This is a genomic window from Gramella sp. MAR_2010_147 (genome assembly GCF_900105135.1).
In the GTDB taxonomy this organism is placed as follows: Bacteria; Bacteroidota; Bacteroidia; order Flavobacteriales; family Flavobacteriaceae; genus Christiangramia.
This window is the reverse complement of the sequence record NZ_LT629741.1, coordinates 1,260,708-1,284,054: the sequence shown is the minus strand read 5'-3', so window position 1 is coordinate 1,284,054 and position 23,347 is coordinate 1,260,708. Positions and strand designations below refer to the sequence as shown.

Below are 23,347 nucleotides of genomic sequence, written 5' to 3'. Positions count from 1 at the left end.
AGTTTCCGGGATGTATACTGCATCATGTAAATAAACATGATGCAGTGATCTATCTCGATTATCTTACCCCTTTTATATTTCTTTATGGACTCTTTTGGAGTCTGTACCACAATCTTAGCATTATTTTAAGATCGGTTTTTTTACAATACTTATCTTTATGGCGTTCACCTAACACGCCCAAATTTGATAAGTGCAGCCGAAATATGTGATTTGAAGGGCTCTTCTATACAGAAGACCTGCACTTTTATTTTTCTTTTCTTTATTTTTTCCGGAAATGTTTTTGGACAGGATCCCTCGTTTAAATTTCTTGATGATTTTAATTTGGGCTCTGGAGGTTATAGATCTGAAGGTGAAATTGTAATTTCAATCGATACAGATTCGCAAGGAAATATCTATGTATTGACTTATGGAGATGGTGTTTATAAGTTTAATCCGATAAATCAAAATTATAGTAAAATTATCAATGATCAATTAGGGGAAGCTGGAGCACTGAATGCACCATTAGATATAGCTATAGATAATAATGACATAATTCATATAGCTGATGGAGGATCTAAACTTATAAAGAAATTTGATACTTCCGGAAATTCGAAAGGTAATATAGGAGTAGGCGCAGTAGGCGGTGGAAAAGATGAGTTTTGGCAGCCCACAGGATTAGAGTTTGATAGCGAAAATAACCTTTATATTGTTGATGCAGATAGAAGAGATGAAAATAATATACTATCCTATCTAAAAATATATTATGCTAACGGGACGTTTAAAAGTTTCCAGGGACCACCTGAGCAGAAAATTGAAAACCCTTATCGTGTTGCAGCTAATAATAATTATATTTTAATAAGTCATGCGGCAAATAATGGAGAGGTATTGGTTTTAAATAAAGATCTTAGTTATAATAGTAAATTAAATTCTATAGGATCTCCCGGAAGTCTTTACATTGATAAATCAGATTTTATATATGCTATTGATTATGGTGAAGAAATTGATTTCACTCAGGTTTTAAAGCTTTTTAGTGGAAATATTTTGGCCGCGTTGCAACTATATCCTAAAATTGTTGATGGTATTTCTAGAGGAGAATTTAAAATGCAAATTTATAATTCGAATTTATCGCACTATTTAACTTTTAATGATGAACCTGCCAATCCTCGTAGTCAAAATGGAGACCATATACAGTTCCCATTGGATATTGCGCTTGATGGAAGTTGTGGAAAATTATTTTTAAATGATGGAAAAGTTAATGGTTTAGAATTAGATTTTAATTTGGAAATATATCAGCGAACACCCTCTTTTGATGTAACCAAACCTACCGCCCAATGTGTAGGTAATTTTGAATTACCTCTAGTAGATGGTTCAGCATCAATAACTGTAGATGATATAAATGATGCGTCTACCGATAATTGCGGTATAGAAAGCATTACTCTTTCTCAAACTACCTTTACAGAAGCAGATGTTTATGATGTGGTTATGACCGTTACAGATAATGCCGGTAACAAAGATACCTGTACATTAGAAGTTACCGTGACAGACGACGAAACTCCGCTTACCATCACTAACTGTGATGCTTCAATAGTTAATGTTTCTTTCGATTCGAATTGTGAATATGAATTGGAAGACTATAGAGATGATTTTACGACGAGTGATCCGGAGGCAACTATAAAACAGGATCCATTACCCGGCACGACGATTTCAGATGATCAAATAATCACATTAACTCCAGTGCTGGATGGAGAAGAAGGAGAGTCTTGTAAATTTACTGTTTCGCCTAGCGATGCTACAAAACCTGTAATTACAAATTGTCCAGAAGATACCACCGTCAGTTTAAAAGAAGGAGAAACCTATCCCGTCCCGAATTACGAATCTGAGGTCGCTTTTAGCGATAATTGTGATACTAATCTGGCCTTTTCTCAAACCCCTGTTGCAGGGACAGAAATTGAGGAAACAACTACAGTTACTATTACGGTAACCGATAATGCCGGATTAAAAGACACCTGTTCTTTTGATATTATTGTAGAAAAAGTAGAAGAATTCAGGATTCAATGTGTAGAAAATTATACGGCAGAATTAGGATATAATAGCAACACCGTTCAGATTCTGACAGCAGAGCTGGTTGTTGGTGATACTTCAGGAATTGAATTCGATATAGAAACACAGCAATTTTCTTGTGATGATATTGGAGAAAATTCAGTCATCATAAAAGCTTCAAATTCTGATACAGGTGAAACAGCAACCTGTACTGTGAGTGTGACTGTTATAGATGTGGGTAAACCATTGATCGTTTGTCCGGCAGATGTGCAAACCAGGGAAATTCCTTCAAGCGGAGTGTTTATTTTGCCTCAGGTAGTAGATCAAAACGGAATTGCAGATAATTGTTCGCCATATGAAGATCTTGAGGTTGTTCAGGACCCGTCTGCCGGAACTGAGTTTACGGGAGAAGGTGATTACGATATCATTTTAACCGTTACCGATCCCTATAATAACGTGGCTGTATGTGAAGTAACATACAGATTGATGAAATCGTCTGATAATGAACCGCCAGTTATAAAATGCCCAGAGGATATAAGTGTGAACAACGATAATGGAGTTTGCGGTGCAGTGATCAATTTTGATGACCCTATTGCAACCGATAATAGCGATGGCGATATTTCTATAGTTAGAAGTGATACTATTGATCTTGAAAGTGGTGATGTTTTTCCAGTTGGAGAGTATACGCTTTCCTATATCGCCTCAGATAGTTCAGGTAATAGCTCTGAATGTAGTTTCAATATTAAAATTTCCGATACTCAGCCACCGGTAATTGAATGTAAACCTACCTATACTTTTACTTTTCAAAGTGGAACAACCGGAATTCTTGAAGCCGAAGATCTTCTTAATTCTTATAGAGATAATTGCGATGGGCTGGATATTGTACTTAATCTGGATAGAACTGATTTCACCGGGGAGGATGACGGGCAAACGATAAATGTGACCCTTACCGCCAGCGATTCAAATAATAACGTTTCAACCTGTACAGTACCTGTAGAGATCAGGGTTATTGAAGAGAATGAATTAGAACTTACCTGTATAGACGAATATATAATTGAAGCAGATGAAAACTGTGTTTATCGAGTACCCGACTTTTCTGATATAGTTGATACTTCCATTGATGGAGCAGAAATACAACAATCCCTGGAAGCAAATTCGGTCTTTGATTCTAATGTTGACCCGTATATAAGAGTAACCGCCACTTTTGAAGATCAGACAGATTTCTGTGATATTTATTTAATTCCTGTAGATGATATAAATCCAGTTATAGTATGTCCAGAAGATGAAATGATCAATATTTCCAGTGGAGAAACATATACAATGCAGGATTATACGAATACAGTGGGAGTCACAGATAATTGCGGAGGAGTGAACGTTCTTCAGCAACCGGAACCAGGTACGGTAATAGATGAAGATACAAATATACTGCTTACTGCGACAGATGATTCCGGGAACACCACCAAATGTGAATTCAGAATTGATCTCTTAACGGATGGGGAAGTAGGAATTAATTGCCCTTCAAATAAAACACTGGAATGGGATGAAAATTGTTCTTTTATCTTACCAGATTATACTGAAGAAGCCAATGTTATTAATGGAGAAGGGCTGGAGGTATCACAAAATCCCTTACCGGGAACCCTAATCACCAATGCTCAGGTTGAAGTTACATTGAATGTAGAAGTTGAACAGAGCTCAGTTTCCTGTAGTTTTATGATAAACCTGGAAGATAATACTCCACCGGTGCTGCAACTAAAGGACATTAATATAAATTTAGATGAACAGGGAACCGCTTCCGTAAGTTTTGAAGATATTGATAATGGTTCTTATGATAATTGCGATCCTGATGTAACTTATACACTTAGTAAATCTGTTTTTAGTTGTAAGGAACTCGGAGTAAATCAGGTTCAGGTATTGGCTGAAGATAGTCAGGGAAATAGTTCTACCGCGACTACTACTATAACGGTGAATGATGAAAATGCTGTTTGTAATGATCCCCTCTAGAGGGCAGTGAATATATTTTTATTTATCCTAATCCAAATATTGGGAGTTTTAAAGTAGCAACCCCGGCAGACGTATCGATTCAGCGGATTGAGGTTTTTGATCATCGCGGGAGGTTTATTGCTGCAAAAGATTTTGATCCTGGTATTTCTGAATATTCTATGAACCTGGGGCCTTTACAGGAAGCTGTATACGTCCTGAAGATTTTAACCAACGAGAAAACACTTACAAAAAGATTTATATTTAAGTATTGATCTTTGACTGAATATAATTCAAGATATTTTCCGGTTTTTCATCAAACTCAAACCATTGGATATCGTTGTTCTTTCTAAACCAGGTAAGTTGTCTTTTAGCAAATCTGCGGGTATTCTTTTTAATTTCAGCAATCGCCGATTCCAGGGAAATATCTCCGCTAAAATGTTGAAAAAGCTCCTTGTACCCCACAGTGTTAAGTGCGTTCAGGTTTCTTTTAGAATGAAGAGCTTTTGCTTCTTCAATTAAACCATTATCTATCATTAGATCTACACGCTTGTTGATACGATCATAAATCAACTCTCTATCAGCTGTCAGACCAATATTGATATTTTTGAAATCCCGTTTCTTTTTGGGTTGGTGTAAAAATGAAGAGAAAGGCTTACCAGTCTCAATACAAATTTCTAAAGCTCTAATTAAACGATGTGGGTTTTGAACATCAGTAGTTTTATAATATTCGGGATCCAGAACAAATAGCTGCTTTTGTAACCAGTCTATACCATCTTCTAGAAGATGTTTATTAAGGTTTTTCCTAATTTCAGGATCAGCCTTCGGGAAATTATCGAGACCTTCAGTTACAGCCTTCACATATAAACCGCTCCCGCCAACCATAATCACTGTGGAATGTTTTTTAAAAAGCGCTTCCAGTTTATTGATAGCCTCTCTTTCAAAATCTCCAACAGAGTATTTATCTTCAATAGAAATATGCTGAATAAAATGATGTGGGGCGGCGTTGAGTTCTTCTTTTTCAGGCACTGCTGTTCCAATGCTCATTTCTTTAAAAAATTGCCTGGAATCGGCTGAAATGATTTCTGTTTGAAAATGCCGGGCTACTTTAATGGAAAGCGAAGTTTTTCCAATCGCTGTTGGACCAATAATATTGATAAGGTAATTAGACATTTAATTTAAATCCACAATTATGACAGAATTCCGCATCATCCAGATGTCTTCCTTCATTGCAATTTGGACAAACCTGGGTATTGTTTACGGGCTTTTCTTTTGCTTTACTAAATTCAGCACTAACAATCCCGGTGGGAACTGCGATAATGCCATAACCGGTAACCATAATGATGGAAGCAATAAGGCGCCCCAGTGGAGTGACAGGCGCAATATCTCCAAAACCTACAGTTGTTAGTGTCACGATACACCAGTAAATGCTCAGAGGAATATTATCAAAGCCTGCACCGCTACCTTCTACAAGATGCATTAAAGTACCCGCGATAACACAGATAATTATCACGGCAAAAAGAAAAACCAGGATCTTTGGTTTGCTATTTCTAAGAGCTAATATTAGTTTTCGTGATTCTCCTATATATCTTGTGACCTTCAATATTCGGAAAATCCTAAGAAGCCTTAAGGCTCTAATGGCGAAGAGTAGATTGGCACCCCCAAAAATGAAACCTATATAGCTGGGGAGGGTAGAAAGAAGATCTACAATTCCATAAAAACTGAAAATATACCGCTTTGGTTTGTTAATAGCGATGATCCTTAGAATATATTCGATAGTGAATATACCTGTGATAATCCATTCGGCTATATAAAATTCCCAGGAATATTTGAGCAGCAGGGAAGACACACTTTCCATCATTACCAGTGCCACACTAATCATGATCACTATAAGAATGGCAATATCAAAAAATTTGCCTGCAGGAGTATCAGCTTCATAAATTATTTCATGAAGTTTATGTTTCCAGGGGGACATTGGTTTATTTTCTTCCACAGTTATTTAAATGTATTAAAAATTCCTGAAGTCTATTCATGTACAGATAATTGGATGATCTTAAAGTTGTGTTTTCTTCGCAGAAAACTTTGAATGATATGTTCAGCATCTCGATTATTATCCATTGGAGTAATAATAGATCGAATTATATCCAGGTTATTTATTTGATGATTCAGATTAAAATAACCAACACCTTTAAACGCTCCATCTTCTATTAATAATGCACTTTTTTCATCTACTTCACGCCCACGCCCAATCAATAGCATATTTAGATTGTTATAAGAGTGTCTATCTATAAGTTGAAAAACCCTTTCATTATAGGTGTCTGGCAATTCCTCTTCTATACAGGCTCCATGGCAACTTTTAATGGTATAGGCGAAACAATTTCCTGTACCCCCGTGCAAACCGGAGAGACGTTCACATAGTTCAAATTCTGCCACCCATTTTTCAAGAGAATTTTTCGCAGATCTTAATGAACTGAAGGTTGTGATATTTTGTTTTGTTTTAATAGCTCTACCAATTTTCAGGTTTATATAACCATCGTCATCGGTGAAATGATAAAGCGCATGACTAAAAATATTCCTTTTCAGAGCCCGGTTATATTTAGGTTTTAGTTCCTTGATCTCCTGGTTCTCTTTTAGCAGGGCAATAAGCTCATTTCCCGTGAGTTCATAGGAAACGGAGGCTACTTTTCGCTGCATTTCGCGCGATTTAGGATTATCATTGGTAAAATGTTGATTAACCCTCTTTCTTATATTTCTGGATTTTCCAACATAGATGATCTCTCCATGCTCATCATGAAAATAATAGACACCTGTTTCTGATGGTAATTCTTCCAGAATAAATACCAGCTTGGTATCTATGTTGCGTTTAGGTTCTTTACGAACATGCTCCTTTAAAATATCTTTACCCACATCTTTGGCCAGTAACATTTTAAAAAGCTTGATTGTTGCCTGTGCGTCTCCCGCAGCTCGGTGGCGATCACTTAAAGGAATTCCTAGTGACCTTACCAGTTTTCCCAAACTATAGGAAGGCAGGTCTGGAATTAATTTTTTCGAAAGTTCTACAGTGCAAAGGCTTTTTCTTTCAAATTCGAAACCCAGTCTGCGGAATTCTGTACGTAAGATCCTGTAGTCAAATTTAGCATTATGGGCTACAAGTATACAATCTTCCGTGATTTCAACAATTCGTTTTGCAACCTCATAAAATTTCGGCGCATTTCGAAGCATTTCGTTATTGATCCCGGTGAGATTTACTACAAATGGCTGAATAGCCTGTTCTGGATTAACAAGACTTATAAACTGGTCTACGACTTTTTGACCATCAAACTTATAGACTGCAATCTCGGTGATCCCTTCTTCATTATATTTACCACCGGTGGTCTCTATGTCTAATATTGCGTACAAATACTCTGTCTTCTTTAATTATAATTCCTCTCGCCAAATATACTACTTCCTATTCGTACCATGGTAGTTCCACATTCTACGGCAATCTCATAATCCCCACTCATCCCCATAGAAAGTTCTTTGAGTTCCGGATAAAGGTCCCTGAACTCATCAAAGACAGTTTTCAAATGCTTGAATTCTGATCGTACCTGATCCTGATCATCGGTAAAAGTAGCCATTCCCATGAGACCTACTACTTTTACATTTTCCATTTTAGCGTAAGCTTCTGAATTTAGAATCTCTTTAACTTCATCAGCATCTATTCCAAATTTTGAATCTTCTTCAGCAATTTTGATCTGGAGCAGGCAGTTGATAGTTCTTTCATTCTGTTTTGCTCGTTTATTGACCTCTTTCAAAAGTTTCAAACTATCTACCGCATGAATAAGTGAAACATACGGAGCCATATATTTTACCTTATTTCGCTGTGTATGGCCAACCATGTGCCATTCTATATCTTTAGGTAGCTCTTCCCATTTATCGGTCATCTCCTGGATCTTATTCTCACCAAAAATACGCTGGCCGGCATGATATGCCTTCATAAGATCTTCGTTGGGTTTAGTTTTAGAAATGGCGACGAGCTTCACATTTTCAGGAAGTTCGCTTTTGTATTTTTTAATATTTTCAGAAATGTCCATCCTTTATTTTGTCTTTTAAATTAAGGATTAAATAAGCTTTGTAGGGGAGCTACGCTTAAATAAAAGTGTTTAAAATTCGTAAATCGTAAGACCACTTCGCAACTTAGGTTCAATATAAGTACTTTTTGGCGGCATGGTCAAATTTTCATCTGCAATTTGTTTTATTTCTTCAATTCCAGCGGGGAGCATTCCAAAGCCTACAGCAAATTCCCCATTATCAACACGGGTTTTTAATTCTATTAGATCATTGCGGCCATGAATATAAGCAATGCGCTTATCATATCGAAGGTCCTCGATGCCAAGTAGAGGTTTCAGGATCTTTTCAAAAAGTATGTAAGAGTCCAGTTCGCTAAGAGAATCGGTAAACTTATAATTGGTTTTTCTTAAATAAAGCGAGTAGAATTCACCATCCAGATACATGTTAAAATGATGTTTTTTCGATGGTTTATAGATTTCAAATCCGCGATTTTCTATTCTAAACCATTCATCCAGCAAAATCAAAAACTCTTCTTTGGAGTGCCCGTTAAGATCTTTTATAAGCCGGCTGAATTCAAAAATTCTCAAATTGCTTTCAGAAATGAGGTAAGTCATAAAAAAGTTATAGGCTTCTTTCCCCGTATGGTCGGGATTATTTTCCCTGCTTTCTTTTGCCAGTAACCATGATGAGGCACTGCGATGGTGACCATCTGCGATATAGAGTTTTTCCATACTACCGAACCTATTTTTTATCTTTTCAATATTTTCGGGATCATCTATAAGCCAGAGAGTATGAGTTTCTTTATTTGCGGTAGCAAATTCATATTCTGGTCTGGATTCCATTCTTTCTTTTAAAAGATCATTGATCACCGGATCGTCTGGATAGGTTAGCAGTACCGGTTCGGTATTAAAACCAACAACCTTCAAGTATTCTTTAAATAATTCTTCCCGATGAGCGATCGTATCTTCATGACGTCTTATAACATTCTTTTCATAATCTTCCGCACTGGCCGCAGCAATAATTCCGCAACAGGAAGCTTCCCTGGTTTGAATCTTATAGATATAATAACAGGCCTGTTCATCCTGATTAAAAATATGCTCTTCCTTAAATTCCAGGTAACGGTTTTTTACCATTCCAAAACGTTTATCACCGCCTATTTCATGCTGGAACTTGTATCCTGGATTAATTATGTGCAGAAAAGTGTAGGGATTATACTCCAGTTGAGCTTTTAATTCCTCTTCACTATAATCTTCGTAAGAGCGCGATGCAACCAACCCGGCGTATTCTCGGGTTGGTCTCACTGCTTTAAAAGGAAGGATCTTTGTCAAGATTAATCTATTTCATTTTAAGATATTTCTCCTCTCGGTCGAAATGGCCGGATATTTATCATTCCGAACAAGCAAAGCGACTGAGAAATCTGAGGTCTAAAATCTCAATATTAACTACTAAACTGGGAAGAAACTTTTTCAGCTTTTCTGCTTTCAGAATAATCATAGAATCCTTCACCAGATTTCACTCCAATCTTTCCGGCTCTAACCATATTGGTTAATAGCGGACAAGGTGCGTATTTCGGATTTTTGAATCCGTCGTACATCACTTCAAGAATAGAATGGCAAACATCGAGTCCAATAAAATCTGCCAATTGAAGCGGTCCCATTGGATGAGCCATTCCAAGTTTCATCACGGTGTCTATTTCGTAAACGCCAGCAACACCATTATAAAGTGTTTCAATTGCTTCGTTGATCATAGGCATAAGGATCCTGTTTGCAACAAAACCTGGATAATCATTTACTTCAACAGGAACTTTATTCAGTTTTTCTGAAAGTTGCATGATCTTACTTGTAACCTCATCTGAAGTATTGTAACCTCTAATGATCTCTACCAATTTCATGATTGGTACAGGATTCATAAAATGCATGCCGATCACTCTCTCGGGATTAGAAACTGAAGAAGCGATTTGAGTGATAGAAATGGAAGAGGTATTGGATGCAAGAATAGTATCTGCTGAAGTTTGCTGATCCAGATGTCTGAAGATCTTCAATTTTAATTCAGTGTTTTCTGTAGCTGCTTCTACAACAAGATCTGCCTTCCCAACGCCTTCGGAAATATCTGTATATGTGGTAATATTTCCAAGGGTAGATTGCTTTTCATCTTCAGAAATCTTTTCCTTAGAGACCATACGGTCCAGGTTTTTAGAAATGGTGTCCATGCCTTTTTTCAGACTTTCTTCTGAGATATCGATGAGTTGAACATTATAGCCACTTTGAGCGAATGTATGCGCGATTCCATTACCCATGGTACCGGCTCCTATAACTGCAATATTTTTCATTTGTAAGAGTTTTTTAGACTTTAAAAAATATCATCCTGAACTTGTTTCAGGATTTGTTGAGAAGCTAAAACAAGTTCAGCTTCAAACTATCTATTAAAGTTTTAGAGTTTGTATTAGACATTAAAATTTGCGATCACCTGGTTAGCCACTTTAAGGGCATTTGCTGCCTGTTGCATGGTTACTACAGGTTCTTTATCATTATTTATAGCATCGGCAAAGCTTTCCAGCTCTTCCAGGATCGCATTGTTTGCCGAAACATCAGGATTGTCAAAATAGATCTGTTTTTTAATTCCTTCGGCATTTTGAAGGATCATGGCGAAATCATCAGGATTTTCAGGTGCGTCTTTCATCTTAACAACCTCACATTTTTTTTCTAGAAAATCTACTGAAATGTATGCGTCCCGCTGAAAAAATCTGGATTTTCTCATATTCTTCATCGAGATACGGCTCGCGGTTAAATTTGCTACACAACCGTTTTCAAATTCAATTCTCGCATTGGCGATATCTGGAGTCTCACTTATCACTGAAACTCCGCTTGCATTGATCTTCTTAACATTAGATTTTACAACGCTCATCACGGCGTCTATATCATGGATCATGAGATCCAGGACTACGGGAACATCTGTTCCACGCGGATTGAATTCTGCCAACCGGTGAGCTTCAATAAACATGGGGCTTTCTATGCGATGTGCAACCGCCTGGAATGCAGGGTTAAATCTTTCAACGTGCCCTACCTGACCTTTTACTTTATGCTTTTTAGCGAGTTCTATAAGAACCTCTGCCTCCTCGTAGGTATTGGTGATTGGTTTTTCAATAAAAAGATGTTTTCCTGCTGAAATCACCTTTTTTGCAACATCAAAATGTGCCAGGGTAGGAGTGACAACATCTATCATATCGGCTTCAGCAATAAGTGTGTCAAGATCGGTATACATTTTATAGCCAAACTCTTCAGCTACTTTTTCAGCATTCTTCTTATCAGCATCATAAAACCCGATCAATTCAAATTCTTCAGACTGGTTAAGTAATTTGAGATGAATTTTTCCCAGATGACCTGCACCCAGCACTCCTGCTTTCAGCATATTTTTGCATTTTTCACAAAAATAGCATTTTGATATTAAATACTTTATAAAATTAGGCCAAATCCCGGGAGCCTTTTACTTGGGATAAATCGGCTACTTTGCCTAATTTTATAACCTGAAAAAAGCACATACGACTTGAAGGATACTTATAGGCATCAGGGTAAAAGGCAGCAGCTGGTAAAAACCGTAAAAAAGAAAGGGATTACCAATGAGAAGGTGCTGGCCGCCATTGGAAAGATTCCGCGGCATCTCTTTATGGATAGTAGTTTTGAAGATCATGCCTATCAGGATAAAGCATTTCCTATTGCCGCAGATCAAACGATATCTCAACCCTATACGGTCGCATTCCAATCTGAACTTTTAGAGATCAAGAAAGGGGATAAGGTTTTGGAGGTAGGTACCGGAAGTGGTTATCAAACGGCAGTTCTTTGCCTGTTGGGGGCGAAAGTATATAGTGTTGAACGCCAGCGTGAACTCTATAAAAAGACAAAAAGCTTTCTTTCAAAATTGGGATATAGACCAAAATATTTAAGTTTTGGAGATGGATATAAAGGAATTCCGGAATATGCCCCTTATGAGAAAATTATAGTAACAGCCGGAGCACCGGAAGTTCCCAGGGATCTCTTGAGTCAGTTAAAAGTAGGAGGCAGGCTAGTGATTCCCGTTGGCACTGATGTGCAAACAATGACTTTGTTCATTAGAAAGTCCACAAAGGAATTTGATAAAAAGGAGTTTGGAGCCTTTAGATTTGTTCCGCTTCTGGAAGATAAGAACTAGTTGATAAATGAGAATCAATAATTGACAGTTAGCATTTTGAAGCAGCGATGCGACTGAGAAATCTGTCTTGATATGATCCTGATCTTTACATTCTGAATTAATATCAAAAAAGCCCCGTTGTTAAACGAGGCTATGGTATTTTCAGTAAAACAAATCAGTTACTTTTTAGCGGCAGTATCTTCAGCTTTATCAACTACCAGTCTGGCATCACGATTAGCAATCTCCCAGGCAGTTAAGAACACTAACTGAGTCCTTTTTGCTAAGAGATCATACTCAATCTTTTCAGGAGTATCTGTATGCTTGTGATAATCTGCATGCGTTCCATTGAAATAGAAGATAATCGGGATATTGTTCTTCGCAAAATTGTAGTGATCACTTCTATAATAGAAACGGTTTGGATCATTTTCATCATTGTATTTATAATCAAGATCCAGTTTTGTGTACTTAGCATTCACCTTTTCACTTAACTGATGAAGATCTGTACTCAATTTATCGCTTCCAATTAGGTACACATAATTATCATTTCCTTCATGTGCTGGATCTATTCTGCCTATCATATCTATGTTTAGATCTACAACCGTATTTTCCAAAGGAAAAATAGGGTTATCAGTATAATATTTCGATCCCACCAGGCCTTTTTCTTCACCGGTTACATTAAGGAAAAGAATGGATCTCTTTGGAGTATAACCATCTTTTTTAGCCTGAACAAAAGCCTCGGCAATTTCAAGAACACCAACAGTACCAGATCCATCATCATCAGCACCATTATAAATCCTTCCCTGGTCGTCTATTCCCACGTGATCATAGTGAGAAGAAATTACCAGGATCTCGTCTGGTTTTTCAGAACCTTTTAAAAAAGCAACCACATTTTCTGTAGGTTTTACTTTTCCCCTCTTAAAGTAGTTTGTTGGAACTTCCTGGTAATAGTCGTCTCCACCAATTGGAGAAGGAAGATTTAAACTTTTATATTCATTTTTTAGGTATTCAGCCGCTTTCTTTTGTCCGGGTTCACCAGTTTCACGCCCCTCAAATTCGTCACTTGCGAAAGTGTACAGATGTTCTTTGAGTTCTGAAGCAGTGATAGTATTCGCATACTCCATAGGATCTGCATTTTCAATCTTTTTATTTTGTGCACTACACGCGACTAAAATAGCCGGAATAGCTAAAAGCAATATTTGTTTCATTTTGAAATTAAATTTTTAAAGTAATTGTGGCCAATATAGCGGATTGATATTAATTAAATTATAAGAGATTCATAAATATAGACGTATATGATGCCGGAAGGTTTAATTATGATTTAAATAATAAGTGAAAGATTGGGAATAGTTGAAATTTCAAGGCTGAAACCTATTGATTTTGAAAGCAATAAAAATTACTTCAAAAAAGATGAGAAATTAGTTGTTGTAAATTAAAAAAGCTTGTTATATTTGCACCCGCATTCAGCAAATAGCTGATGAGGCACTCAGGAGAAATGGCAGAGTGGTCGAATGCGGCAGTCTTGAAAACTGTTGAGGGTCACACCTCCGGGGGTTCGAATCCCTCTTTCTCCGCAAAAAGAAACCCACAACTTAAGTTGTGGGTTTTTTGTTTGAAATTGAAAGTAATCACTCATCTTACCTGCTGCCAATTTTAAAAATCTTTTACCTCAAAAGTAATTGGTAACGTATATGAAACGCTCACGGGTATGTTTCTTTGTTTCCCGGGTTTCATTTGTGGTAAAAGTTTTATAATACGCTCGGCTTCTGCTTCCAGTACTCTGTGAGGTCCCCTGGTTTGAATATCTGTTACTTTCCCATCTTTATCAATCCTGAACATTACATAAATACGGTTAGTACCATATAGATTTAATTTTTCACTCAGCCCTGTATTAAATTCATTTTTAACAAGCTCATTTATTTTAGCTGACATGCAGTTTTTCTTCGCAATATTATTGGCTTCTTTTTCACAACCAGGAAAAAGTGGTACTTCTTCTATGAGAACAAAAGGAACTACTTCTACTTTTTCTTCAATTTTCTCTTCAACTATCTCAGCTACCTCAACCACTTCCGGGATGTCTATTTTTTCCTCCTGATTACTTTCTGTTGATTGAATTTCGGTTTCTTCAACCTTTAGATGGTCAGGAATTACTTCTATAATTTCTGGAATCGGTGGTGGAGGTGGTAGTGGAGGAGGAAGGTCTTTTATTTCAGTAACAGGAATTTCTTCCAGCCTCATGCTGGGTAAAGCAATTACATAGCTATTTATAGAATCATTTAAAGCAAATTTCCATTCAATACCCAAATAGGTGATTACAAGAACAATTATTAAACCTATCTGGAAAAATAGCAGACTATAACGACCTGGATCTGATTTAGGATTTTTCCTGACCTGCATGATAAAGAATTTAAGTTTATCACTGCTTCTATGTAGATACCTTTAAAACCTCTCATAGATCATTTAAAGAGATTTTATGGCTTTAAAATGCTATCTAAAAGTCTTTTGGGACTAATGAATTATCAATCATTAGTTTAGTCGTAATTTTACCAGGTTTTCCTCTAAAAAAATCAAAAACTTTCGAAAAATATTTTAATTTTCTTTTTCCAGTTTCCGTTTTCCAAGCCTGAATTTAGTTTTTAGCTTAGATTTTTTGTCTTTTTCTCCGTTTTTATCCTGAACTAATTGTAGATAGAATTTTAATCCAGAGTCTTCAAAAGATACTTTTTCGGGTAATATAAGCCCATCACGTTTTTTTAAAATATTGTTCCATGGGATGGATAGCCAGATGTTTACATATTCACCAAGTTTTAATTTACCTTCGGCGAAAATCTGTATGGCAGAAGATTGTATCTGCGTTTGTGGAATGATGATTTCACCATTTACCACTTGGAAAGTTTGTTTGATAGGTCTGAACTGTAATTTTTTAAAACGCTCTTTCTTTAAAAGAACAACGCTTTCCATGACTGGTTTAAAGTTAAAGATGGCGAGATCTTCTATTGCTACCTGAAAACTTCCATTAACAGAATTCATTTTTAATTTACCTTCATCATCAAAAAATGCATCGGCATCTAAATTAAACTCAAGATTTCCACTAATTTTTTCGGCATTACGCAAGTCTTCATTATTAAAATAGTCAAAATCTCTTACTAATTTTTCAAGATCCATATTCTCAACATTCAACTTCAATTTTGCTGGCAGAAGGTCCTGGCTGCTCACACCTGCTTCAAGCATCAGGTTTATAGAACCTCCAAAATATTGAAGTTGAGTGTTTGAAACCCTGATAGTCCCTTCCTGGTCAAAATCGATGTTTGAGGTAAATCCAGACACTGCAAGATTATTGTAGACTAATGAATCGATCTCGATGTTTGCTGAAGGGAAATAAGAGTTATTGATATCGCTAAGAATTTCTTTAAGATTTTTAACTTCTAATTTCTGACTTTTAGCAGAGTCCTTATCCTTGCTAGTATTTACTAGGAACTTTTTAATATCTTCACTATTTAGATATGGAGATTTTATATTGAAAGTAGATTTATGCGAATCTATGGTCTGCTCGTTATTGATAAAATTTGAGAAATTATCTATTTCACCGGTGATATCTATAGAACTTTTTCCAGGAAGGCTTACATCCAGTCTCACCAATGTGGCGAGATTATTTTTAATTACTAAATGAAGGCTATCTATAGGGACTTGAATTTTCGCAGCTTCAATATCTACCATCGTCTCGCCCAGACTTAAATCACCCTGAGCATTGGAATTTAGAATTTTTAGATCCCGTGCTTCTCCCTTGTAACTACCATCAAATTTAAAGTCACCAGATCTAAGGTAGAAATTGACTGTTTTTAATAAGTCGTTCAAATCCCTGGACTGCCCTTTGGCTTCAGCTGAAAACTCAAAATTAAAAGGGTTTTGATTACCGCGAGCTTTTTCTATCACTTTCGCTGCAATATTTCCTCTAATGGTCGCTTCAGAATTTTTATACCTGATCTTAAGATCATCCAGTTTAAGTGTTGAATTGTCTTTAAAATACACTTTAGCCGAAATATCGTTTGATACCAGTTTTTTGTATTTTAGTGAGTCCAGTTTCAATGTAAATTCAGGATTAAATTTATAGATGTCATTAAAAATCGCAGCGAGTTCACGATTTTTAGGGGTCTTGTTTTCGTTATTAGATTCAATTGATTCAAGACTTTTCATCCAGTCATCCATGTCGATAAATGCAGCATCCATTCCTATGAAAACTCGTCCATCACTCTTTACATGGTCAAGTAAAAATCCTGGAAATTCAGTTATCCGGCTTTGCAAGGCAATTGGATAATGATTATCCACTTCTAAGAGAAACCTTTCTAGATTGATATTGGCGTCCTCAATTGCTACCGTAAGTGAATCAAAGTCGAAATCCATTGCTGCTTTAGGATAATAAAATTGGGTATCTACAAGTTTAAGATCACCTTTTACGTTATTCAATAATTGTTCAAATTTTGAAATATTTCCCGTAACATTTCCGGAGAAGCTATATTTGCCAGCCTTAATATCCAACAGTTCAATATTAAATAGGTCCTGAAAAACCTTCATGGGCCCTGAAGAATTGGCTTTAACATTTACATACAGTGGCTCCTCAAAAGAATTATCTGGTTTTGGAATTTTAAGTGTTCCATTCAACTCTGTTTTGGCATTGTTGTAATCAAAATTTAGATCGTTCAACCGTACAGTTTCGGCATCAAGGAGTTGAACGTCTGCTATCAAATTTTTAAAGCTTATCGAATCGTATTCGATGGTTCGCAGGTTTAGTTTGAATCTCGGTTGAAACTTTTGGTAAATAGCTTCAAAAGTTTCATGCAGAGTTTTCAATTCGTTATTTGCTTTTTCTGAAGAAGGGATAAACTCCATGGCTGTGGCGATAAGTTCGTTGAGGTTGAGCTTATCTGAATCCAGCGACACTTCAGCAATAGCAGGAATTAGGGGGTTATCTTCAAGAATGGAAGATACATTCTTAATATTCCCTTTAAATATCAAATGATCTCCATTAGGCAGGTCAATTTTAAGTTGCTCGAGTACTGAATTTTCATTATCCAACCTTAATTCCACAACATCTACAGGGAGCTGAAGATTGTTTCTTTTTAGAACGACCCTTGTATTGTTTAAGCTGAATCTTCCGGTAGCGAAATTAAAGAGCTTGTGTTTACTGGGAATATTACCGTTTATGTGGGTCTCCAGGTTAAAATTCCCGCCAATAAAATTAAAATTATCGTTTTGAAGTAGCCTTGCTAAAGTTTCGTTGGAACCAGACATCTTTAAATTAGCATTGATAAAATTTGAAGCTTTTGCTGATGACTGGTAATAAGAGTTATTAGCTGAAATTTCGATATCCTTTATTTCACCTGAAAGGTTTTCAAAGAAAACCCTGATATCCCTGCGAGAAGGTTTAGGGATTTCAGAATCCTGGTTTAAATGGTTTGTTAAATATCCACTTAGTCGAACTTTATTTAGTTGAATGCTATCACCTACCCTAATAATGTTATTCTCAGCAGAGAAAGAACCATTGATATTTGGGATATCCCCATATAAGAATTTACCGTCTAACTTAAGTTCCGTAGAAATAGGTTCTAAAATTTCATAGTTAGAGAGTTTAGCAGAAAGACTATCGGGCAATAGCTCTTTGATCTTCTTAAAACTGGTTTCCTGATTTTGAAGGGAAAACCTATAGGAACTATTTTCAGTGAAATCGAAATCGGCTTTCGTCTCAAATAGGTGATCATCTATTTTTAGTTGAAATTCAGAAACATCTAACGTGCTAATTTCCCGATCCAATATAAATTCGGGGCTACCTGTGATCATCGCCCCGTTAATGTAACTGCCTTTTTTAGTGTTGAATCCCAGATTATTGACCATTACCTTAAAATTAAGAACACCTGTGATCATTTCATTTTTACTTCTAAACCTACCTTTTGCCTGTACAATATTTAAATTAAAATACTTATTTAGCATGGTGTCCTTAGCAATAAAACTCACATCTTTTAAACTGAAATTTGTCCTTTCCGGGTGTAACCACCCTGGAAGCTTTAAGCCGGAACCTGAAGCAGCCTGTCTCTGTTTTTTTAGCCGTATGTATTCCGCAATAGATTTTTCTGAGATGACCTCGGAGGTGATTTCTGCATGATCTATCTGTATGTTCCTGAAAGCGATTTCTCCGCTTAGAACATCAATAGCTGAAATACTTACCTGGGCTTTTTTTATGAATATTGATGAGTTTTTATCAAGGATGGTATCAAAACTAGTTTGATAAACGTCTTTAATAGTGAAACCTACATTTGGGAATCCGCCTAAAAATGTAGCATCAACATCACCTATTTCAAGACTACCGTTATTATTATTTCGGTACCAGTCCTGCAATTCATCTATAAGCATGTCCCTGTTAAACCAACCAATTGTGAATAAAAACGAAGGGACCAGCAAAAGCCCGGCTAGAATTAAACTTATACGTTTAAGCCATTTTCGGGATGATTTTTTATGTTCCTTATTTTGGGATTTCACAAGAGGCAGGTTGGTGCATTTTTGATAAAAGAAAAGCCTTCTATCATTTAGTTAGTTGTTCATTAAATAAAGGCATTAAGAGATTGTCTATATAACCACCGTTCTCAGGTCTAGTCTCTACGTAGACCAGTATTTGATATATGTTATCAAACGCCAGGTAAGATATACAATTTTTCACTTCATTTTAAACCTAAAAAAAGCACTGCAAATAGCAGTGCTCAATATACTTTTAAAGATATCTTTTTTAATTAAGCATTTCATATAACTTTTGAGCTACCAGTCCCGAAGAGGCCGGATTCTGACCCGTGATCAAATTTCCATCTACCAGGGCGTATTCTTCCCAGTCGCCGGCTTTAGAATAGATTCCACCATTTTCTTTTAGCATATCTTCAACTAAAAATGGAACTACTTCTGTTAATTGCACGGCCTTTTCTTCAGAGTTGGTAAAACCTGTTACTTTCTTTCCTTTAACCAGAGGATCTCCATTTTGGGTTTTGACATTTTTAAGAGCTGCCGGAGCGTGACACACAAAACCAATTGGTTTTTTCGCATTATTAAAAGTCTCAATGAGCTCGATAGAATCTTTATCTTTTGAAAGGTCCCAAAGCGGACCATGACCACCAGGATAAAAAACAGCATCAAAGTCGACAGGATCCATTTTGGATAGCACTTTGGTGTTATTGATCACCATTTGTGCAGCTTCATCTTTTTTGAATCGTTTGGTATCTTTAGTTTGGGTGTCTTCCGTATCACTATTGGGATCTATAGGAGCTTTTCCTCCTTTTGGTGTAGCAACTGTGATTTCTACTCCTTTATCTAATAATTTATAATAGGGATTTGCAAATTCTTCAATCCAAAACCCTGTTTTGTTTCCTGTATTTCCCAGTTCATCATGTGAAGTGAGTACAAATAATACTTTCATAGCTTTATCTTTTTACTTATAACAATTCTTTTAAACTCGAACATTTTAAAATGCTATTTAGCAAATTAGGCATTTGTCCCTGCTATATATGTTATAATAAGACTAAAGTTTACTTATTAGACCATTAAAAATAGAGCTGGTTTAGAAAAGCAATGTTTTAAAATATAAATAGTGAATTTCAAGATATTTCAGTACGTTTTTTTTCTAAAATTATGGTTGAAAAATTCAGGAGCGAATCAATTAAATTCTTATCTTTAAGGAAGTCATTCAGGGTGCTACATTAAGTTGGGCTGAGATGATACCTGCTGATTATTTGGATAATGCCAAATGAAGAGTATGATGTGCAAAGGGAACAGTTAATGTGAAATATTCATTTTTGTTCCCTTTGTTTATTGAACTTCCTTTAATATCAAGACCGGTAATTTAGGATCAAAAGCGATCTCACTAACTGCAGATTTAGAAAAAAGTCTGGAGAAGAACCCCTGCTTCCTTTGATACAAAGCAAGAAAGTTACTGTCACGGCTTTCAATAAAAAGATGAACCCCTGTAGCCGGTGTGGTTTGGGTTAAGATGTGAAAACTATGATTTACTTCTTTTAAATGTTGTTTCAAGTCTTCTCTATTTTCTTCCTGTTCTTTATTTAGCTTTTTATTTTCAGTATTTATATATAATATGCGAACAGCTGCTCCCATACTTCGAGAAAAATCTATTAAAGCTAATAATTCTTTTTGCTTGAAGGGAATTCGAAGATTGGTAGGAAAAACGATTTCTGCATTGTTTTGTTCTCTCCATTCATAAACTTCAGGAATTACCAAAACAGGACATTGTTCCACATCTTCGGTGATCTTTGAAATATCTTCTGAAGTATTTATGTGCACAGAGTCACCACGCGAACCAAGAATAATTAGATCTACTCCAAACTTATCTGCATTTTCCTGGATTCCATCTACCAAACTACCCTGAAAAGAGATGGTCTCAAAAGTATGATTAGGATTCTCTTTTCTGAAACTAAGACCTTGCATAATTCTTTCCAGACCTTTTTCTGAAAGTTCTTTTCCGCTTGGATTGGTATCACCGTTTTTACTTAAAGGAATTGCTTCACTCAAAAACCCCTGTGAGTGATAAACATTAATCAAATAGAAGGTGCAGGCATATTTTTTATAAAGGTTCATTGAGAAAATGAGGGCATTCCAGGAGTGTTTAGAGAAATTAGTAGGGATTAGAATCTTTTTTTCCATAGATGTTCAATTGAGTCTATAAATATACTAAAGACTGGCTGTGAATAAAGTATTTCCATAAAACAATGTTATACGAAAATGAATTTTGCAACCATGTAGATGAAGTTATTCTATAATTTTAAGAAAAACAGGGTGATTATGTTAATCATTTAATGAATAGCGTTCGTTTGCTTTAAAGTCTGGAATATCTTTTGAAGTAAATGTGGTAATGTAAAAAAGGAGGTATGAATGATGAAATAAAGTTTATTAAAGAATTTGTTCAATTATTAATTTTTAATCATTGAATTAGCCCAAAAGAAAGTCGGATTCATATCCGACTTTTTTTTATAATAAATTGAATCTGTTTTCTAACTTTTCCTCAATATTACTCCTGATAGTAATTCAAATTTTCGGAATTACAAATTTTTCAAGCTTTTATTGTCAATTGCATAATTCGGTCATTGTTGCTTTAAAACGTTGTTTTTTAATGTTTCAAAAAGCTTTAGTTTTACTACTTAATTTTTTAGAATTTTCAGGTGTACTATGGAGAATAACAGGCATTTTGTAATTGATTTTGATAGTACTTTTACCCAGGTAGAAGCACTGGATGTACTAGGTGAGATATCTCTTAAAAATAACCCTAAGAAAGAGCAAAAACTACAGGATTTAAAGGAGCTAACAGATCTGGCCATGGGCGGGAACCTGGCATTCAGGGAATCTCTTGAAAGAAGACTGGAGATCCTGGAAGCAAATAAAAGCGATATCCCAGAGCTTGTAAAGAGGTTGAAGAAAATGGTCTCGGTCTCTTTTGTTCGAAATGAAGAGTTTTTCAAGGAACAAAAGGATAGTATTTATATTATTTCTAACGGTTTTAAAGAGTTTATAGTTCCTATTGTAAGTGAGCTTGGAGTGAAGGAAGAAAACGTCTATGCCAATCAATTCGTCTTTGCTGAAGATGGAGAAATTACAGGTTTTGACAGGGACAATGTGCTTTCTTCCAATAACGGAAAAGTAGAGCTTCTAAAACAAATGGGCCTCAAAGGCGATGTTTATGTAATTGGGGATGGTTACAACGATTACGAAATAAAGGCTGCCGGGCTGGCAAATAAATTTTACGCCTTTACCGAAAATATTGAGCGGGATAATGTTCTTGACAAAGCCGATCATATCACACCAAGTCTTGATGAATTCTTATACCTTCATAAAATGAATAAAGCAATTTCTTATCCAAAAAACCGAATAAAGGTTCTTCTCCTTGAAAATGTTCATACCGATGCTGTGGCGATCATGAAAAATGAAGGGTATAATGTCTCTACGATTTCCGGAGCTTTAGATGAAGATGAACTGGCGGAAAAGATTAAAGATGTTTCAGTTTTAGGAATTCGATCTAAAACGAATTTAACAGAAAAAGTACTGGAAAATGCAAACCGACTTATAGCCGTGGGAGCTTTTTGCATTGGTACCAACCAAATAGATCTCGAAGCCTGTCTTAAAAAAGGGGTAGCAGTATTTAATGCACCTTATAGTAATACCAGATCTGTAGTGGAGTTGGCTATTGGAGAAATCATTTTATTAATGAGGAATCTGCCAGATCGTATCGCAGAGATGCATAAGGGCGAATGGAATAAATCTGCCATGGGTAGCTACGAGATTAGAGGGAAGAAACTTGGAATTGTAGGTTATGGTAATATTGGGGCTCAACTATCAGTAGTTGCTGAAGCTATTGGTTTTGATGTATATTATTATGATCTCGTAGAAAAACTGGCATTGGGAAATGCCACTAAGTGTGGGAGTCTTCAGGAATTATTCGAAAAGGTAGATGTAGTAACCCTTCATGTTGATGGTAGAAAGGAGAATAAGAATATGATTGGAGACAGGGAATTTAGCTGGATGAAAAATGGTTCTATATTCTTAAATCTTGCCAGGGGGCAGGTGGTAGATGTGGACGCTTTAAGGAAACATATGGAGTCTGGAAGAATTACCGGGGCTGGTGTAGATGTGTTTCCTAAAGAACCAAAAACCAATAAGGAAGAATTTGAATCTACGCTAAGAGGATTACCTAACCTCATATTAACTCCTCATATTGGTGGAAGCACCCAGGAAGCTCAGGAAAATATTGGAAATTTTGTTCCCGGCAAGATCATTAATTATATAAATACCGGGGGAACCACAAATTCTGTAAATTTTCCAAATTTACAGTTACCTATACTGGAAAATGCGCATAGACTAATTCATATTCACCATAACAAACCAGGTATTATAGCGCATATAAACAAGGTTTTAGCAGCACACGATATAAATATCGTTGGCCAGTACCTTAAGACCAATGAAACCATTGGATATGTGATCACCGATATAGATAAGGAATATGATGCAGAAGTGATTAAAGAACTAAAAGGAATTCAGGGAACTATTAGATTCAGAGTTTTGTATTAGTGCTTACACCAAAAGTTTGATCAATTTGTTGAAA

Annotated in this window: 15 protein-coding genes and 1 tRNA gene; 4 read left to right on the top strand and 12 right to left on the bottom strand. The window is 36.1% G+C overall.

Annotated elements, in window-relative coordinates:
* The first annotated feature begins 183 nt into the window (after nucleotides 1–183).
* Entirely contained in the window at nucleotides 184–4,020 is a 3,837-nt protein-coding gene (locus tag BLT95_RS05790; RefSeq protein ID WP_089665179.1) for an HYR domain-containing protein, read from the top strand.
* Nucleotides 4,021–4,260: 240 nt separating this feature from the next.
* Here the strand turns inward: BLT95_RS05790 and miaA are convergent, their stop codons facing one another.
* The 7 genes from miaA to BLT95_RS05750 form a co-directional block, all read right to left on the bottom strand.
* Nucleotides 4,261–5,169 (bottom strand): tRNA (adenosine(37)-N6)-dimethylallyltransferase MiaA, encoded by a 909-nt coding sequence (gene miaA / locus BLT95_RS05780; protein WP_089665177.1) that lies wholly within the window; start codon nucleotides 5,167–5,169, stop codon nucleotides 4,261–4,263.
* Nucleotides 5,162–5,971, bottom strand: coding sequence for an ion transporter (locus tag BLT95_RS05775; protein ID WP_089666857.1), 810 nt, complete (start codon nucleotides 5,969–5,971; stop codon nucleotides 5,162–5,164). Before BLT95_RS05775 ends, miaA begins: the two co-directional genes overlap by 8 nt.
* 50 nt (nucleotides 5,972–6,021) lie before the next feature.
* On the bottom strand, nucleotides 6,022–7,395 hold the full coding sequence (locus BLT95_RS05770; protein ID WP_089665176.1) for an exonuclease domain-containing protein: 1,374 nt from the start codon (nucleotides 7,393–7,395) through the stop codon (nucleotides 6,022–6,024).
* A 14-nt stretch (nucleotides 7,396–7,409) separates the two neighbouring features.
* Nucleotides 7,410–8,069: a YggS family pyridoxal phosphate-dependent enzyme gene (locus tag BLT95_RS05765; protein WP_089665175.1), complete on the bottom strand. Its 660-nt coding sequence runs from the start codon at nucleotides 8,067–8,069 to the stop codon at nucleotides 7,410–7,412.
* Nucleotides 8,070–8,138: 69 nt separating this feature from the next.
* On the bottom strand, nucleotides 8,139–9,374 hold the full coding sequence (locus BLT95_RS05760; RefSeq protein WP_089665174.1) for a DUF1015 domain-containing protein: 1,236 nt from the start codon (nucleotides 9,372–9,374) through the stop codon (nucleotides 8,139–8,141).
* 110 nt (nucleotides 9,375–9,484) lie between these two features.
* The gene (locus BLT95_RS05755) at nucleotides 9,485–10,375 is read right to left on the bottom strand and encodes a 3-hydroxybutyryl-CoA dehydrogenase (protein WP_089665173.1); all 891 of its coding nucleotides are present in this window, start codon (nucleotides 10,373–10,375) and stop codon (nucleotides 9,485–9,487) included.
* Nucleotides 10,376–10,488: 113 nt separating this feature from the next.
* Nucleotides 10,489–11,454, bottom strand: coding sequence for a Gfo/Idh/MocA family oxidoreductase (locus BLT95_RS05750; protein WP_089665172.1), 966 nt, complete (start codon nucleotides 11,452–11,454; stop codon nucleotides 10,489–10,491).
* A 135-nt stretch (nucleotides 11,455–11,589) separates the two neighbouring features.
* On the opposite strand from BLT95_RS05750, the gene BLT95_RS05745 reads away from it, so the two are divergent.
* Entirely contained in the window at nucleotides 11,590–12,231 is a 642-nt protein-coding gene (locus tag BLT95_RS05745; protein ID WP_089665171.1) for a protein-L-isoaspartate(D-aspartate) O-methyltransferase, read from the top strand.
* A 158-nt stretch (nucleotides 12,232–12,389) separates the two neighbouring features.
* On the opposite strand, the gene BLT95_RS05740 is transcribed toward BLT95_RS05745, so the two are convergent.
* Entirely contained in the window at nucleotides 12,390–13,415 is a 1,026-nt protein-coding gene (locus BLT95_RS05740) for a M28 family metallopeptidase (protein ID WP_089665170.1), read from the bottom strand.
* A gap of 281 nt (nucleotides 13,416–13,696) precedes the next feature.
* Here BLT95_RS05740 and BLT95_RS05735 point away from each other — a divergent pair.
* Nucleotides 13,697–13,781, top strand: a tRNA-Ser gene (locus BLT95_RS05735).
* Between the two features lie 79 nt (nucleotides 13,782–13,860).
* On the opposite strand, the gene BLT95_RS05730 is transcribed toward BLT95_RS05735, so the two are convergent.
* The 4 genes from BLT95_RS05730 to BLT95_RS05715 all read right to left on the bottom strand — a co-directional run bounded on the left by BLT95_RS05730 (nucleotide 13,861) and on the right by BLT95_RS05715 (nucleotide 20,898).
* A complete protein-coding gene (locus tag BLT95_RS05730; RefSeq protein WP_089665169.1) occupies nucleotides 13,861–14,604 on the bottom strand; it encodes an energy transducer TonB in 744 nt (247 codons plus the stop codon).
* Between the two features lie 192 nt (nucleotides 14,605–14,796).
* Nucleotides 14,797–18,738, bottom strand: coding sequence for an AsmA-like C-terminal region-containing protein (locus tag BLT95_RS05725; protein ID WP_157718021.1), 3,942 nt, complete (start codon nucleotides 18,736–18,738; stop codon nucleotides 14,797–14,799).
* A 244-nt stretch (nucleotides 18,739–18,982) separates the two neighbouring features.
* Nucleotides 18,983–19,660, bottom strand: a complete 678-nt coding sequence (locus tag BLT95_RS05720; protein WP_089665167.1) for a type 1 glutamine amidotransferase domain-containing protein — start codon at nucleotides 19,658–19,660, stop codon at nucleotides 18,983–18,985.
* A 389-nt stretch (nucleotides 19,661–20,049) separates the two neighbouring features.
* Entirely contained in the window at nucleotides 20,050–20,898 is an 849-nt protein-coding gene (locus BLT95_RS05715; protein ID WP_089665166.1) for a universal stress protein, read from the bottom strand.
* A gap of 522 nt (nucleotides 20,899–21,420) precedes the next feature.
* On the opposite strand from BLT95_RS05715, the gene serA reads away from it, so the two are divergent.
* The gene (gene serA, locus BLT95_RS05710; RefSeq protein WP_089665165.1) at nucleotides 21,421–23,313 is read left to right on the top strand and encodes a phosphoglycerate dehydrogenase; all 1,893 of its coding nucleotides are present in this window, start codon (nucleotides 21,421–21,423) and stop codon (nucleotides 23,311–23,313) included.
* The last annotated feature ends 34 nt before the right edge of the window (nucleotides 23,314–23,347 follow it).

Bases quoted from the DNA above. Each gene is read 5' to 3' on its own strand.
- miaA (WP_089665177.1), bottom strand. From the start codon at position 5,169: ATGTCTAATTACCTTATCAATATTATTGGTCCAACAGCGATTGGAAAA.
- BLT95_RS05775 (WP_089666857.1), bottom strand. From the start codon at position 5,971: ATGTCCCCCTGGAAACATAAACTTCATGAAATAATTTATGAAGCTGAT.
- BLT95_RS05765 (WP_089665175.1), bottom strand. From the start codon at position 8,069: ATGGACATTTCTGAAAATATTAAAAAATACAAAAGCGAACTTCCTGAA.
- BLT95_RS05755 (WP_089665173.1), bottom strand. From the start codon at position 10,375: ATGAAAAATATTGCAGTTATAGGAGCCGGTACCATGGGTAATGGAATC.
- BLT95_RS05750 (WP_089665172.1), bottom strand. From the start codon at position 11,454: ATGCTGAAAGCAGGAGTGCTGGGTGCAGGTCATCTGGGAAAAATTCAT.
- BLT95_RS05740 (WP_089665170.1), bottom strand. From the start codon at position 13,415: ATGAAACAAATATTGCTTTTAGCTATTCCGGCTATTTTAGTCGCGTGT.
- BLT95_RS05730 (WP_089665169.1), bottom strand. From the start codon at position 14,604: ATGCAGGTCAGGAAAAATCCTAAATCAGATCCAGGTCGTTATAGTCTG.
- BLT95_RS05720 (WP_089665167.1), bottom strand. From the start codon at position 19,660: ATGAAAGTATTATTTGTACTCACTTCACATGATGAACTGGGAAATACA.
- BLT95_RS05715 (WP_089665166.1), bottom strand. From the start codon at position 20,898: ATGGAAAAAAAGATTCTAATCCCTACTAATTTCTCTAAACACTCCTGG.
- serA (WP_089665165.1), top strand. From the start codon at position 21,421: ATGGAGAATAACAGGCATTTTGTAATTGATTTTGATAGTACTTTTACC.